Source organism: Psychroserpens sp. AS72 (assembly GCF_038900375.1).
In the GTDB taxonomy this organism is placed as follows: Bacteria; Bacteroidota; Bacteroidia; order Flavobacteriales; family Flavobacteriaceae; genus Psychroserpens.
Genome location: NZ_JBBMRC010000007.1, coordinates 56,833 through 71,740 on the forward strand (window position 1 = coordinate 56,833; position 14,908 = coordinate 71,740).

15 protein-coding genes and 1 pseudogene are annotated in these 14,908 nt (G+C 30.6%); 2 read left to right on the forward strand and 14 right to left on the reverse strand.

The genetic code is table 11. From position 1 onward, the window contains the following. Positions 1–306: 306 nt before the first annotated feature. Positions 307–507, reverse strand: coding sequence for a hypothetical protein (locus WNY78_RS13230; protein ID WP_342873684.1), 201 nt, complete (start codon positions 505–507; stop codon positions 307–309). Positions 508–717: 210 nt separating this feature from the next. On the opposite strand from WNY78_RS13230, the gene WNY78_RS13235 reads away from it, so the two are divergent. Further along, positions 718–2,181, forward strand: coding sequence for an aminoacyl-histidine dipeptidase (locus WNY78_RS13235; protein WP_342873685.1), 1,464 nt, complete (start codon positions 718–720; stop codon positions 2,179–2,181). 69 nt (positions 2,182–2,250) lie between these two features. Here WNY78_RS13235 and WNY78_RS13240 read toward each other — a convergent pair whose 3' ends face one another. Genes WNY78_RS13240 through WNY78_RS13250 form a run of 3 tightly spaced genes read right to left on the reverse strand, consistent with a single transcriptional unit; the run spans position 2,251 to position 5,043 of the window. Further along, a complete protein-coding gene (locus tag WNY78_RS13240; RefSeq protein ID WP_342873686.1) occupies positions 2,251–3,483 on the reverse strand; it encodes a peptidylprolyl isomerase in 1,233 nt (410 codons plus the stop codon). A gap of 1 nt (position 3,484) precedes the next feature. Next, positions 3,485–4,027, reverse strand: coding sequence for a gliding motility-associated peptidyl-prolyl isomerase GldI (gene gldI, locus WNY78_RS13245; protein ID WP_342873687.1), 543 nt, complete (start codon positions 4,025–4,027; stop codon positions 3,485–3,487). Beyond that, complete coding sequence (locus WNY78_RS13250; RefSeq protein ID WP_342873688.1) at positions 4,027–5,043, reverse strand: bifunctional oligoribonuclease/PAP phosphatase NrnA; 1,017 nt, start codon at positions 5,041–5,043, stop codon at positions 4,027–4,029. The genes gldI and WNY78_RS13250 overlap by 1 nt, the downstream gene beginning before the upstream one ends. Before the next feature lie 338 nt (positions 5,044–5,381). On the opposite strand from WNY78_RS13250, the gene WNY78_RS13255 reads away from it, so the two are divergent. Continuing rightward, on the forward strand, positions 5,382–5,801 hold the full coding sequence (locus WNY78_RS13255) for a nucleoside-diphosphate kinase (RefSeq protein ID WP_342873689.1): 420 nt from the start codon (positions 5,382–5,384) through the stop codon (positions 5,799–5,801). A gap of 57 nt (positions 5,802–5,858) precedes the next feature. Here WNY78_RS13255 and WNY78_RS13260 read toward each other — a convergent pair whose 3' ends face one another. The 10 genes and pseudogenes from WNY78_RS13260 to WNY78_RS13305 form a co-directional block, all read right to left on the reverse strand. Next, positions 5,859–6,227, reverse strand: a complete 369-nt coding sequence (locus tag WNY78_RS13260; protein ID WP_342873690.1) for a DUF2200 domain-containing protein — start codon at positions 6,225–6,227, stop codon at positions 5,859–5,861. Between the two features lie 96 nt (positions 6,228–6,323). Next, a complete protein-coding gene (locus WNY78_RS13265) occupies positions 6,324–8,576 on the reverse strand; it encodes an FUSC family membrane protein (protein ID WP_342873691.1) in 2,253 nt (750 codons plus the stop codon). Positions 8,577–8,919: 343 nt separating this feature from the next. Then, positions 8,920–9,213, reverse strand: coding sequence for a hypothetical protein (locus WNY78_RS13270; protein WP_342873692.1), 294 nt, complete (start codon positions 9,211–9,213; stop codon positions 8,920–8,922). Positions 9,214–9,526: 313 nt separating this feature from the next. Then, a pseudogene (locus WNY78_RS13275) lies at positions 9,527–9,664 on the reverse strand (DUF6090 family protein); the annotation flags it as partial. Between the two features lie 202 nt (positions 9,665–9,866). Next, on the reverse strand, positions 9,867–11,210 hold the full coding sequence (locus WNY78_RS13280; protein ID WP_342873693.1) for a DUF4932 domain-containing protein: 1,344 nt from the start codon (positions 11,208–11,210) through the stop codon (positions 9,867–9,869). A gap of 156 nt (positions 11,211–11,366) precedes the next feature. Next, positions 11,367–12,131, reverse strand: a complete 765-nt coding sequence (locus WNY78_RS13285; RefSeq protein WP_342873694.1) for a DUF6090 family protein — start codon at positions 12,129–12,131, stop codon at positions 11,367–11,369. A 165-nt stretch (positions 12,132–12,296) separates the two neighbouring features. After that, a complete protein-coding gene (locus tag WNY78_RS13290; RefSeq protein WP_342873695.1) occupies positions 12,297–12,680 on the reverse strand; it encodes a hypothetical protein in 384 nt (127 codons plus the stop codon). Positions 12,681–12,850: 170 nt separating this feature from the next. Beyond that, entirely contained in the window at positions 12,851–13,066 is a 216-nt protein-coding gene (locus WNY78_RS13295) for a hypothetical protein (protein WP_342873696.1), read from the reverse strand. A gap of 195 nt (positions 13,067–13,261) precedes the next feature. Next, complete coding sequence (locus WNY78_RS13300) at positions 13,262–14,014, reverse strand: DUF6090 family protein (protein ID WP_342873697.1); 753 nt, start codon at positions 14,012–14,014, stop codon at positions 13,262–13,264. Positions 14,015–14,175: 161 nt separating this feature from the next. Then, the gene (locus WNY78_RS13305) at positions 14,176–14,907 is read right to left on the reverse strand and encodes a DUF6090 family protein (protein ID WP_342873698.1); all 732 of its coding nucleotides are present in this window, start codon (positions 14,905–14,907) and stop codon (positions 14,176–14,178) included. Between the last annotated feature and the right edge of the window lies 1 nt (position 14,908).

Sequence of the window (14,908 nt, forward strand, 5' to 3'; positions counted from 1 at the left end):
TGTTCCAAAAGGCTATCACTACAATCAGGAGTAGCGAGAGTGGTTGTTTTGTTTAGTTAGTTATTAATGTTCATTTTTTTTCTTGATAAAAAAACGAACCAAAAAAATCAAAACTGAACCGTATATTTCTAAAAATTTCTTTTGCTTCGGCACAATAATAAGGAGTAGTAATACTTAGATTCATCTAGTAAGTATTTAAGTTTTTTGAATTTTAAAATCAATTAATCTTACTACGATTTTTGTTTAAGCCTTCACTGCAATTCATTTTTTACGGAATTTACGCTTTGGTAAACTGACTCAAATAGTTTACTCCTCATAAATACCATACCATTCAAAATCTGATAACCAATCTGTTTTTGAGTAATCTATATCATCATTATTATAGATTCTAAACATACTAGTTATTCCTGTTGTTTTCAGAATGGTTTTAATAGAATCTATTTGAACTTGATTAACATTGTTATCTATGATTAAATTGAATTGACAATCAGAAATATCTTGATCCATATCAAATTCCTTCCTTCTTTTCGAAGGGAGGACAATTCAGCTATGCTGAATTAGGAGGGTTTTTAGTCAAACAATGAGAACGATAAATACATACAGACCAAACTCGTCTAATTATCCTACAATTTGTAACTTTGCAAAATAGAAGATTGAGTTGATATTTCCGAAGTGGAAAATCTCAAAATTTTAAATTATTAAAATCATTAACAATATATGAGTGCAGAAATAAGACAACTAGAACCAAAAGCCCTTTGGAATAAATTCGCAGACCTAAACGCAGTACCAAGACCTTCTAAAAAAGAAGAGCGTGTAATTAAATTCATGAAAGACTTTGGAGCAAGCTTAGGTTTAGAAACTATAGAAGATGAAGTTGGTAATGTGATTATCAAAAAACCTGCGACTTCAGGTATGGAAGACCGTAAAGCTATCGTCATGCAATCGCATTTGGATATGGTGCATCAAAAAAATAATGATACTGTTTTTGATTTTGATACTCAAGGTATTGATATGCATGTTGATGGTGATTGGGTTCGTGCAAAAGGAACTACACTTGGAGCAGACAACGGATTAGGCGTTGCAACTATTATGGCAATTTTAGAAAGTAAAGATATTGCTCATCCAGCTCTTGAAGCTTTGTTTACAATTGATGAAGAAACAGGAATGACAGGAGCAATGGGATTAAAAGGAGGTTTGCTTAATGGTGAAATTCTTTTAAATCTAGATACAGAAGAAGATGATGAAATTGGAGTAGGATGTGCAGGAGGCGTAGATGTTACTGCAACAAGAACCTATGAGCAGGAGGAAACACCTGAGTTTAAAATTGGATTTAAAATTACAGTAAAAGGATTGCAAGGAGGACATAGCGGAATGCAAATTCACGAAGGATTAGCTAATGCCAATAAAATCATGAATAGAGTGTTGTTTGATGGTTTTGAGAATTATGGTTTGCGTATTTCGGAAATTGATGGTGGAAGTCTTCGTAATGCAATTCCTAGAGAAAGCAATGCTATTGTTGCTGTAGATGCTATTCATGAAGAAGCTTTCGTTTCTGATATGGAAGCTATTTCCGAAGAAATTAGAACAGAATATAAAACCATGGAACCAGATATGGTGATTGAAGTGTCAAGAACTGAGACGCCTACACATATCATGGATTTAGGAGTTCAAGAAGGTTTGACTAGAGCATTATATGCGGCTTTAAATGGTGTGCATCGTATGAGTGCAGACATTAAAGATTTGGTTGAGACGTCTAATAATGTTGCTCGTGTAATTGTAAAAGATGGTGCAATTAAGGTTGGATGTTTAACGAGAAGTTCGGTTGAGAGTTCTAAATGGGATTTGGCAAATATGTTACGCGCAACTTTTGAATTAACAGGATGCGAGGTTGAGTTTGCAGGCGATTATCCAGGATGGAAACCAAATATGGATAGCGATATTCTAAAAGTGATGGTACCACTTTATAAAAAATTAAATAATGGAGAAGAACCACATGTTGCTGCTTGTCACGCAGGATTAGAATGTGGGATTCTAGGAACTAATTATCCAGATATGGATATGATTAGTTTTGGACCAAATATAAAAGGAGCACATTCTCCAGATGAGCGAGCACAGATCTCTTCGGCTCAAAAATATTGGGAGTTTGTTCTTGAAATATTAAAGAACATTCCGAAGAAATAACAATCAGATAGTTTATATAAAAAAAGGCGATTTCTATTAGAAATCGCCTTTTTTTAGTATTGTAATAATTTATTTTTTCTCTACAATATCAATCATCTCAACAATAAATGTTAAGTCGGTATTTGGAGGTATTCCTCTATTACCTCTTTCTCCATATGCTAAATGTGATGGCATATAAAAGAATGCCTTCTCACCAGTTTTTAAACCAGCTAAAGCTTCCTTAAATCCAGCAATCATTTGAGCATTTGGGCTTACTAACATTTTTGTAGGACCATAAGCATTAGCGTCTGCACGTCTTTGGTTAAACATGCCATAATTTTTAGCGATTTCAACACGATCACTATCAAATAAACGACCATCTGTATAGTAACCTTCGTAGAAAACTCTTATAGAATCTCCAGCTTTTGCCTTTGGACCAGTTCCTTCTTTCAATACTAATTTTTTAAGTCCAGAAGCTAAAGCCGTTGTTTTTGTTGCATAGTCATCTAACATAGGTTTTGTTGCAGCTGCTGCTGTTGCACTTTTCTCTTCACGTTCTATTCTTTCTTGCTCAATTTTTGCTTTTTGATCTTCTTGAATTTGTTTAATTCCAGCTTCTACATTTGGTAATTCAGTTTCAAAAACTTTTGCAGCATTAAATGATTTAGCAGCAGATCCTTTTCTAATTATATTTACTTTATAAATATATACAGGTTCAAGTGGCTTATTTGATCTTGGTTCTACAGCTACATTAGAAATTGCATCTTGTACTTCAATACCTTTTACTAACTCACCAAATACAGAGTGACAGCTAACACCACGTTGCTCACAAGGTTTTAAATTACCATCATCATCATAAGCGTTTAAACTAGGGTAAGGAACTTCTGTTATAAAAAACTGACTTCCGTTTGTGTTAAATCCACCACCATTTGCCATAGATAACATTCCTGGTTTATCATGATTTAATGTTGGGTCAAAATCTGCTGTAAACTTATATCCTGGATTTCCACCACCTGTAGCAGTATGATCACCACCTTGAATCATAAATTTATCCATCACACGATGAAATGTCAAACTGTCATAATAAGGTTTTCCTTTAAATTCATCTGCCATCATTGGATGGTTTCCTTCAGCTAATGCAACAAAATTTGCCACAGTTACAGGCACTTTGTCGTAAAATAATTTAGCGATCATTGTGTCTTTACTTGTTACTATTTCTGCGTAGAGTCCGTCTTCTAAATCAGGATATTCTTCTTTACAAGAGACTAGAGTTACTATTAGACATAGCATTAAAATTTGAAGTGTTTTACTAATCAATTTCATTCTAATTATTGGTTTTTTGTGTTATTTTATTTAAAGTTACTTTTACTATTAATGGAATATTTGTTCCAATTCTATTTTTATCACCATAATACCCATATGCTTTTTGCGACGGAAAAAGAAAGGTTACAGTTTCTGTAGGCTTCATCAATTTTAAACCTTCACGTAAACCTGTGAAAATCTCTTGTTGATCCATGATATAAGTTTGATCACCTAGTTCCTTTTCAGAATATATGGTGTTACCATCAAGGTCTTTGACATCGTAATTAAAGTCCATGACATCACCAAAACCTGCAGTCAGAGTATCTATTTCAACTTTTGTATGGTATCTATACCAAAATCCGCTATTGGAAGCAACATAATCATATTCGGGATTTTGAGCCATTATAGCTTCAATTTTTGTGCGTTCTCGTGCGTTTAGTTTTTTATTACGCTCTGCAGATTCTTTATAGAAAGAACCAGACTGAACAGACTCTGGTTGACGCGCTTCAGGCGTTTTACAACTAAAAAATAGCACAGCTATTATGAGAAGAGTTATATATTTCATTAGGCTTTGAGGTCTTTTTTATATTGAGGCAAGATACTAATAAATTTATCAATGGTATCGCTCATATTTAAATCACTTTTTCCTCCAGCAGCATTGGTATGTCCACCACCTTCAAAGTGAGTGCGAGACAATTCATTAACAGAAAAATCACCTTTACTACGCAACGAGATTTTGATGATATTATCTTGCTGACTTTCTATAAAAATAGCAGCAAAAATAATCCCTTTTAGAGATAAACCATAATTTACAAATCCTTCTGTATCACCTTTTTTAAAGTTGAAACTGTTGAGTTCTTCTTGCGTTAGCGTAATATATGCAGTTCTATATTCAGGAATAACTTTTAAATTACTCAACGCTCTACCTAACAATTGCGTACGCTCATAACTGTTGGTATCCATAATATTGTTATGAATTTGGGAGTTATTAGCACCTTTTTCAATAAGGTTTCCTATGATTTTGTGTGTTGCGCTTGTCGTTGATGGAAAACGAAATGATCCAGTATCTGTCATGATTCCTGTGTATAAACATGTTGCAATATCAGCATCAATTTTATCAGCATCACCTAACATATCTATGAAATTATAAACCATTTCACAAGTAGAAGACATGGCCACATCAGAGTACATGAATTTAGCATAATCATCAGGTTGTTGGTGATGATCAATCATGATTTTTATGCCTTTAGTGTTTGCCACAGCATCTTGCATTTGTCCAATTCTTCCTAGAGAATTAAAATCTAAAGTAAAGATAAGTTCTGCGGAAATGAGTAATGCATCACACTCGTCTTTTTGATGATCATATTTTAAAATAGAATCTTCTCCAGGCATCCATTTTAAAAAATCTGGATAATCATTTGGAGCAATTATGACAGCATCATGATTGTATGTGTTTAAATAATGTAGCAATCCAAGTGTTGAGCCAATAGCGTCACCATCTGGATTTTTATGTGGAATTATTACAATTTTTTTTGGAGAACTTAAGAGTTCTTTTATGTTTTTAATGTCTTCTTTATTCATAGGCTACGAAGATACATTTTTTTGTTTTTTAACTTCTTTTGAATGTTTATTTTTTATAATTATGTTAACTGTTTTTGCTTCATCTTCATAATTATCCTACAAGGTTTTAAAAACCTTCTAAATATTTATAAAGAATTTACTTGTTGTTATTCTGCATATTTTTTGAATATAAAGTATACTTACAAGGTTTTAAAATCCTTGTAAGCTGAAATTAAACAGGCTTAGATTATCTCATTACCTGAATCATGACGATTTTAAAATCCATAAATACCTATTAAGATAAACTTGCATTTCTTTATAAATACATTACTTTTGCACAAAATTTAACAAAGAATAAAATGGCTACAAATAGAACATTTACAATGCTTAAACCAGATTCTGTTGAAAAAGGGAATATTGGTGCAATTTTAGAAAAAATCACTGCTTCAGGATTTAGAATCGTTGCAATGAAATTAACACACTTAACAACTCGTGATGCTCAAGCATTTTACGAAGTACACAGTGAAAGACCTTTTTACGGTGAATTAGTTGAGTACATGACAAGAGGACCAGTTGTTGCTGCTATCTTAGAAAAAGATAATGCAGTTGAAGATTTTAGAACTTTAATTGGTGCTACAAATCCTGATGATGCAGCAGAAGGTACAATTAGAAAATTATACGCAGCTTCTATGGGAGAAAATGCAGTTCACGGAAGTGATAGCGATGAAAACGCAGCTATTGAAGGTGCTTTTCATTTCTCAGGAAGAGAGATGTTTTAATTAAAACTTCTATAATATATTAAAAGCGCAACCATTGGTTGCGCTTTTTTTATGTGTCTATTTCTCAACTCTCAAAATCTTTTCCATCTTACGACCTCTCGCTAACTCTTCAATTAGTTTATCTAAAAATCGTACTTGTTTTGTTAATGTGTTTGTGATATCTTCAATACGATACCCACAAATAACACCTTTTATGAGATGCGCATTTGGGTGAATTGTTGCATTTTTAAAAAAGGTCTCAAACGTAATTTCATCTTCAATGTGTTGTTTTAAGTCTCCTTCGTTGTAACCAGTTAACCACTCTATGACTTGGTGTAATTCTTCAACGGTTCTGCCTTTCTTTTCAACTTTTGTGACGTAATGTGGATACACTGAGAAGAATTTCATATTTGCTATACGCTCGTCATGGTGGCTTGTGGTACTCATACTAAAAGTTATGTGTTATTAATTTACGGTTTTCATTTGCTGAAATGTAACACAAACTAAGTTAATCATTTATTATTAAATATGATAAAGCTGTCATTAATTGTCCACTAAAGCAGAATGATATTGCTCAGTTGCATGTTTCAGACTTTCCGAAAGTGTTTTTAACCAATCCATATGATTGGCAATCAAATAGGCTTCTTGTAGGTTATGAAGTGTTTCAGTGTCTAAATCTGTATGACCTTGTTTAATGTTTTCATCGCGTAAATTTGATAATTGCTGGTATTTGCCAAATAACTTCTCTTGAGCATCTTCAACAGGTTCTACTTCAATTGTATTTTTATTTTCAGTATCTTCTAAGCAACCATATGTCATTTGTAATGTACTAGACACTTTATTAATAAGCACATTAAACTCTTGTGATGCAGGAGTTGTTTTATGATTAATAATAAAACTACCTATAGATGCAATTGCAGAAATCATGGTCTGATTGAGTGTTACAATTTTATAAATAAGTTGAAATTCTTTCTGCTTAGATTTAGGATCTTGTGTTAATCTTTGAAAAGCGGCATTCAAATTACTAATAGCTAAAAACGCTTCTTTCCTTGCTAAATTATAAGCGTGTTTGTGTGCTTTACTATCTTGATAAAGCATTTGTGTTGCTAAAAGATAATTATTATTCATTTTTATAGCTTTACAAATAACCAGCTTTAGATTATTAGCTTCCCAACTTGGTAGAATTAGATAATTGGCAACAACTGCAATTGTAGCTCCAATTATGGTATCGATAACACGATATTGAATAACCTCAAAAGCATTAGGATTAAGTAAAGAATATACAAAGACAACACTTATGGTCACTAATGCAGCTCCAGATTTATAATTTTGCTGAATTAATGAAAAAGCTAATATCAATGAGACTATTGCCAATACAGCATAGACGACTACATTTTGAGTAATCAATACAATTCCAACAGAAATTACAGCACCAATGAGTGTACCGATGATTCTATCTTTAGAACGTTCTTTGGTAAGACCATAACTTGGTCGCATGATAACGATAATGGTTAATAGAATCCAATAAGTGTTTTGAATGTCTAAAAAGTAACCTAACAGATATGCAAATACAATAGAAATTGTAAGTCGTAATGAATGTCTAAATATGGTAGAATCTAAACTTAAATTTTGAATTAGAACATTAAGTCTATATTCCTGTAGCGTTAAAAACTGACTCGAATCTTGCCTTTTAACCGAAACTCTAGAAGCATCTTTAACATTAGCCATCACACGTCTTATAGCTCTTATTTCTTGCAACAGATGTTCTTGGTAATCGTATAAGTTTTTCAATATTAAAGCGCCTTCGCGTGCTTTAGGTAATTTGACCGTTTCAATGTAATTATTTATAGAGTTATTAGCATTTGATAAGGCAGTTAAAAGTTCATCTTTAGACGGTATTTTATCATTCTGAATTAATAATTCCGATAAACGTATGAGATGATTTCCCATAGTTTTATTCAATTTTTTTGATGCTTTTAAAAATTCTTTTCGCTCACCAAAAATTCGATCTATCATTTTATAATCCAAATGCGTAGCTTCTATTAATTCGAATATATTAATTGAAGAAATAAAAATTAGTAATTGTTTTTCTTCATAGCGAGAACGTCCTGAACGCTTACGTTCAGTAAATAAGGTTTCTCGAAGTGTTTCATGCTTTTCGTTGATTTGATTCTGAAGCACAAAAGTTTGCTTAATAATCTCGTCTCGCTTAGTAGTTTTAGTTAATAATTTGGCACGTAATTTTAGATATTCACCAATTAAAAGCAGTGTGTCAGACAATAACTGGTCTTGATCCTTTCTTGGTGCTAATTTTTGAAATACATATGATACGACCAAATACCAAAGTCCGCCAAGTCCCATTAAACCAACCTGAATGAAGATATCTTGCGCAGTTTCTTTTTGAATTGCAAACGCTAATACCATAGCTAATAAACCAGAAAATGATACCATAGACGCTCTAAATCCATATACTGAAATGAGCGAAACCACAAATGAAATCACAGCAATGGCAATTAATAATAATGGAAGAAATGGTTTTGAGAGTAAAATGATGGCTGTAATTACCATCGTTAATCCAATGCTGATTAATATAGCATTGACTTTACGTTTTACACTTCCAGGAATATCACCAGGTGCATTTAAAAAAACACCTACTACTATTGCAGACGCATATTCAAAATAACCAAAAAAGTAGAATACAATAAAAGGAACCACAATACCTACACCTAAACGAATGCCTTTGTAAAAGTTAGAGCTTTTAAAAAATAATTCTAGTTGTTTGAGTAGTTCTTTCAAATGGTTTTGCAATTTGATTGCAAAGTTATGGGAAATCACGATAAGAACAATTTTTAAAGAATAGTCAATTTATTGTTTTTTGTCATTCCGAAGAACGAATGTATTCTATTCATTAATACTATTTTAGTTTTTATATAGATTCTCGTGCATATGGTCGTACATGCATTTACTTTTTAGTAGATGCCAATTTAGATGATCATTGATTTATCTCATCAATTAGTAATGCTTTAGGAAATGGTAGTATTATATATTTCCAATCTGATTTTGAAGTGTATTACGCTGTAGCGTGAGGTGTTAATTTTGGCGAAAATTACAAATGTTGTTGAGTTTTAGTTAATTTTTATCAATTAAATGGTTCTGTTCTCAATACGTTTGTTAAATCCAATTGAAGGTTTTTATTTGTTTTTAATAGATCTTCTAGTGCTGTTTTAGCCCAAGATGTTCTTATGCCTAAATCGAACAGCATTTGATCTAATTCCACTGTACCATATTGTTCTTTAAATTTTGAATAGGAAAACACACTTTCTTCTCTAAGCTCATAATAGCTTAATTGGTGATTGTTGAATAATTCTTTAGTATCATTGATTCCATGTTTTGCTAGATATGGTTTTAAATGTTCTTCTTTAAATTCCGACATCATTTTAAATGCGTCCTTTACATGTTGCTCTAGTAAAAAATAATGGTCAATATTATCTAAAATTTGGCGTCTTTTGATTTCTTTGGTTAAGTTTGAATAATTTACAGTTAGGATCAGATCAAATATTCTTGCAGCTCTAATGGTACTGAATTCAGTTATAGAATCATTGATTAAAAGACTCTGGGTTTCTTGGTAAATATTATTAAGAATTTCTTGATCTTCATTATAATATACAATGTGTTCTTTTTATTCGATTTTCATCGATTTGCAAATCCACTAAAATACGACCATATAATTCTTTTTCATCAATTTTAGTTTTTCTTTGCTCGTTCCAATTATTTATTTGAAGCGCAATTAAAATTCCAATTACTACAAGTACAATTTCACCAATGGCATACTTTAAATACCTGCCTGCCGGCAAGGCAGGTTTACTAGTTTTGTTTTTCTCCATAGGATCGTATCGTATTTTTCTAAAGAATTTTATCATTGGTTAATGACTGGTTTTAATGTAGCATAATGTGTTTGTGTATGAATTCTTTGCCTGTTTGTGCAATAAAGTTAGCAAATACAAACCTAATAGAAAGTCTGCGAGCTCTTTTGCAAGTAGGCAAGAAGCCAGCAATAAATTATTTATTGTGTTAGCAAACGTTATTCTACTGGTCATGGCACCAAGAAAGAATTTTTGGATATAAATCTTTAATACTTTCATCATGTGATTTCTCTTTGTATAATTCAAACATTTTCTTATTAAATTCTTCAAATTTTATAAAACCTCTACGTTCTGTCATTTGTAACTGAACTTGATTGTTGATAAATTCAAAATTTTCAGTTTTATAATTATCAAAAGCATACAATGTAAATATTGACCAAGTCATATACTCATTAAACACCAAATATGAATTTCCATAATTGCTTAAAGCATCTTTTGTAGTCCATTTTGAAAGGTCATTCATGCTATTATTAATTTCATTCTGATATTTATCGGATATTGGATTTACATAATTGTGGTCTATTTCGGTAAATACAACCCGAGTCATTAATCCCTCAATAATTTCTTCGTTATATTTTGTGCTTTCTGTTGGTCCGCAAACGAACATAACGGTTTGTTTAAAATTATTTTGTATAAAATTGTTAGTTGAATGACCTCCTTCTACTAAAGGTGAAAATGTAATTCTATAATTATCATACTTCAAATCAAATTGTCGTTCCAGCCAATTCCATTGTTTTTTAATTGGCATTTGTTTTTCAATTTTTGAAGTAAGATTAGAGTAGTATTCTTTATGTTCAGCGTAGAATTTTCTAAATTTTATTTTTTTTCCAAAACTTTCTATTTCAGATATATAAGGTTCAATTTGATTTACACCATTCCAACTAAGTCTTTTATAAACTGAATCTTTTTTTATCTGATTTTCTTCAAAATAAAATCCACAAGCGTCCATTTTTAACCTTGAATAATAACCTTGTTTTAATAAAGTATCTAATTTAAGTATTATAGGTTCGTTTTTATAAGCTGAAAATTTTTCTAAAATTTCTTCATAGTATGCTGTACGATGATTTACCATATTTTTATCATCCATTCCAGTAGGTGTTAAAGCAAAAATAAGATGAACTAATTCTTGAACTTCTGGAATTTCAAAGCTGTAATTTCCGCTATTTTTCTGAATATATTTATTATTAAAATCAAAATGAGGTATTGTATTTATTTGAGTCCAACACGTATCTTTTTTATTTAATAAAATAATAAAATCATATTCTTTTTTAGGCTCCACAGTAAACGATATAGAATCTAAATCTGTATAAAATGTTACTTTCTTTGAAGTTATGACATCAGTTTTATAAATATCTGGTTTAACTTCTGGTGCTAATGACCAACCACCTTTTTTCCAAATTTCACCATCTCTAATATCAACTAAACTTGAATTAGCTTCAATAATTGGCGTTTGGGAAGAACAAGCACTATTAATTATTAATAATATTATAATTATGTATCTCTTCATAGTTGTTGATCTTTAATGTTTGCTAACGTGTTATTTATGGTTAGTTGTGTTGTCGAGAACTAAGTTAATAAAAGAAAACGAACCTTAGGAAAGTCTGTAGGGTTTTACAAGTATAGATAGACTGATCTTTTAATTAAACATATTGTTGTGCTTTCGTTATTTTTTTAATTCAGCATCAATTTCAACTAAAATTTGTTCTATATGCTCTTTTATTCCACCAAAAAACCTTGGACCGTTTGTTGCTTTGGTAGTCAAATAGTAATTTAAGAGTTCATTTTCAAATTCAATCAAACTGAATAAATTTTTATTGTTAGCCGTATCGGAAATTGATGGATGTTCAAAATTAATACCTCTATGTATTAGCACTTTTCTGACACTACCATTTTTATTCAATAAGTTTTGCATTTTCTCTTTAGAAGATCTTATATTATTTTCTTGCAATTTCAAAAAGACCAATGTGCTTTCAAATGAAGCTAGACTTTGTCTTAAATGTTCATTTTGAATTAAATTAAGGTTTCCAGAACTGATAATATCAGTTAATACACCTTTTGAAGGTTGATAGGTTGCTTCGCCACCAAAAATAGAAAACATAATATCTGATATTGTTTTATCACTTGTAGTGTCACTAACATCAACATCAAATAAAGTCAGCATTTTTTCTACGGAATTTATTCGTGCTTCATTTTCTATTATACAGTCATTTATCTTTTTAAGATTTGTTTTAAATTCAGTTTGTAGTGATAACAAATACACATGTTCTGTACTACGTAATTGCTTATTATTATTCCAATTGTTTATACTTAATGCAATCAAAATTCCAATGACTACAAGTATTATTTCTCCAATTGCATAAGTCAGATATTTTCCGAACTTATTTTCATTCAGAGTTTTTTGTCTAATGTTTCTAAAGAATTTTATCATTGGTTAGCGGTTTGTGGTAATGAAGCACAACGTGTTGAGTATGGCTAGTTGCGATTTTGAATGAGAGGAATTTCCGAAGGAAATTCAGACGTAACAAAAATGCAACTACCTTTGTTTAAGCACTAATTTAGCAATTTTTTATACAGGTTGTTGGCAAATCGTTTTTTATTTCCATCCTAAATACATTAAGCTAGGTAGTATGAAAAATGTGAAAACAGGAATTATAAAAATCAGAATTAAAAGTAGATATAATTTCAAATTCCATTGATAAAAATTATTTTTTCTAATTAAATCAATGATGCCATTTATAAAAATAAGTACTAAGCTTGTCAATGCTATCGAACCTCCATAAAACAGCATAGGCATTAAGAAAAATTCAGATTGAGCTCTTCCTGAACCTGTCAATTCCATTCCTTTTACAGCCTCATTAATGCTCCAAATTAATATATATAATTCGTATAATAAACCAGAAACTCCTAAAATCAAGGTTAAGTGCTTGAATGATTTATAAATATCTATTTCTTCTTTATTAGATTTACTTTCATCCATTGTTGAAAATAGTTTTTTTTATTCAGTTGCATTATGAACAGTAACTACCAAATCATTCTTGAATTGAACAAGAAGTTACGAATTCAGATATAGATTGTTACTTTTAGTTTAATTCTGTCTGACTGATAATTCCAGAATTAACTAAACTCAGTTATTTTCAATTTACTTTTTTATTGCTTTTCCAGTTTTGACTTATATACTATTAATAATAAGCCAATTGTAAATAATATAGCTCCTAAAACCAAAAGTCCAATTCCCAATACTTCAATTTGACGATTAAAATGAATGCTTGCTTTTTTTAAATCATTAGCAGTTATAAAAAGAATGCTATAGCAACTCATTAAATAACCAATAATTATTGTTATTATTCCAATAGTTTTTTTCATATTAAACACTATTTTTATTTAAGTGAGTTGTGTAATGTTTGCCAACGTGTTCGTATGTTTTGTTGCGTGGTTAAGCAACTAAATTAGCAAATAAAACACAGATAGAATATTCCGCAGGAATGTTCGTAAGTCGGCAGTGACCAAGCAATTAATTATACACGGTGTTGTGCTTTCGTTATTTTTTATAACTTAAGATTATTTTTTTTCTTCTTCAAGTAATCCAATAACTTCTGTCATTCCATTGCTTATTCTATTCATATAATTAATCCTTACAACTTTCATCTGTAAAGAATTATTTAACGTGGCAAACGTAGAAGGACGTGCAAGGATTTCCAAAAATTCTTTTTCAGTTAATCTAAATCTTTCAGGTATCATTTCATTAGGCGTAGATAAAATTTCGCTTAATCCTATTTCTTTTCTTAGTTCCCAGTCAGAACCATTATAATACATATCATTACTAATTTTACGGTGAATGGATCCACCAATGTCGGCAGACATTATCTCAGCGTAAAGTATGAGTACTTTCTTATTATTAATCATACTAAGCCTGCCTGACGATTTTGAATCTTCATAAATTGGTAAATTGAGATCATAAGGAATACCATATGTTATAAAATTTCCAAGTTTTTTCAGTGAATCTATTTGAATTGTCAATTCTTTAGATCCAATATGTTTTAAATACAATTGACCGTCTGCAATTAGAGAATCACCAAGGGCAATAGCATCATTTATTATAACCCTCGATGATTGTAATTCTACAATTAAGTCTTCAATTAACTGCTGTTTAATTATCTCATTTTTCCTTGATTCATTCCAATTATTTAAACTCAACGCAATTAAAATTCCAATAACGACCAATACAATTTCTCCAATAGCATACTTTATATACTTTCCAGCGTTATTTTTTCCCATAAGGTCGTAGCGTATTTTTCTAAAGAATTTTATCATTGGTTAGCGGTTTCTGGTAATGAAGTACAAAGTGTTTGTATATGGTATATTGCGTGTTTCAGCAACTAAATTAGTAAACTAAAACGAACTAGAGGAAATTCCGAAGGAATTTCCAAGTAGGCGAGTACTAGCAATGAATTATACACGTTGTTGTGCTTTTGTTATTTTTCTAACTCTTCGCCGATTAATTCAGATAATTCTTTTGTGGATTCTAATAAATTTTGCATATCCTTTAATAAGTTCTTTTCTGTAAAATTTTTTAGTATAAAAGTTCCATTTGTGATATTAATAGCTGAAATAATATCTTGCTCTCTAATTAATTGATTTAATAATTTAGGATTAACATTTAAAGTAAAATTTGCAGGTCCAAGACCAATCGCTTTTTGGCTATCCTCTAAATAAACATCATTATTCCCAGATGTAATTTTAATAATTTCGTTTTGAATAGTTCTCAAATCTAGTAGGGCATTCCTAATTTCATCTGGCATTAACTTAATGTCTCCTGTAGATATTAAAGATTCTATGGTGTTTGTATTAAAATTGGTATATCCAAATGTCCAATCTAGCGCACCCATAAGAGGTATAACATCATTAGTACTTTCTGCTTTAGGTAACTTTTCTAAATAATTTTGATACTTTGAAATACGCGAGTCGAGATTTATAATGTTTCTGTTAATATAAATAGTGTCCTTTGCTAAATCTTGTAACACCTGTTCATAGTAATTATTCCGAATTTTTGAACTTTTTCTGTTCTCATTCCAATTATTAATCTGAAGTGCTATCAAAATTCCAATAACAACTAGAATTATTTCTCCGATTGCATAAATCAAATACTTACTGAATTTATTTTCAGAAAGTAGTTTTTGTCTAATTTTTCTAAAGAATTTTATCATT